Below are 608 nucleotides of genomic sequence, written 5' to 3'. Positions count from 1 at the left end.
AACGCCAGCGATGATGATGCAGGCGACACACTCAGCGCAGAGCTGGTCAGTCAACCACAATTTGGTAGTGTCAGCTTAAACAGTGATGGTAGCTTTAGTTATCAACATGACGGCAGTGAAAACCACGGCGACAGCTTCACCTTCCAAGTTCGTGATAGCGCAGGTGCGTTATCGGCGGTACAGACAGTAACACTTACGGTAACGCCGGTTGCTGATGCACCGGTTGCCATGGATGACAGTGCCACCACTGCAGAAGACACGCCAGTGAACTTTAGCTTGGTAGCGAATGACAGTGATGCAGAAAATGACCTAGTGGTCGCTTCAGCGACCATCGTATTACCCGCGAGTAAAGGCACGGTAAGTATCACCAATGGCATTGCCACGTATACACCGAACAGCAACGTAACGGGGACAGACACTTTTACTTATACGGTAAAAGATGCGGCATTGAATACCTCAACAGCGGCGACAGTGACAGTCACTATTACCCCAGTGAACGACCTCCCTGAGGTACAAGCTATCAGCTTAAGTGTGGATGAAGACACCGCATCAGCAGTGACCAATGTGCGTTCACTGGCCAGTGATGTGGAAGACACCATCCCAACGGG

General features: G+C 51.0%; 1 protein-coding gene. It reads left to right on the top strand.

Translation table 11 applies throughout. The annotated features are described in order from the left end of the window. Positions 1 to 608 (top strand): tandem-95 repeat protein (locus H5200_RS23360; protein WP_182762877.1); only part of this gene is annotated, 608 nt, incomplete at both ends.

Origin of the sequence: Pseudoalteromonas sp. SG43-7 (assembly GCF_014164295.1) — a bacterium.
Lineage (GTDB): Bacteria > Pseudomonadota > Gammaproteobacteria > Enterobacterales > Alteromonadaceae > Pseudoalteromonas > Pseudoalteromonas rhizosphaerae.
This window is presented reverse-complemented; position numbering and strand designations above follow the sequence as displayed.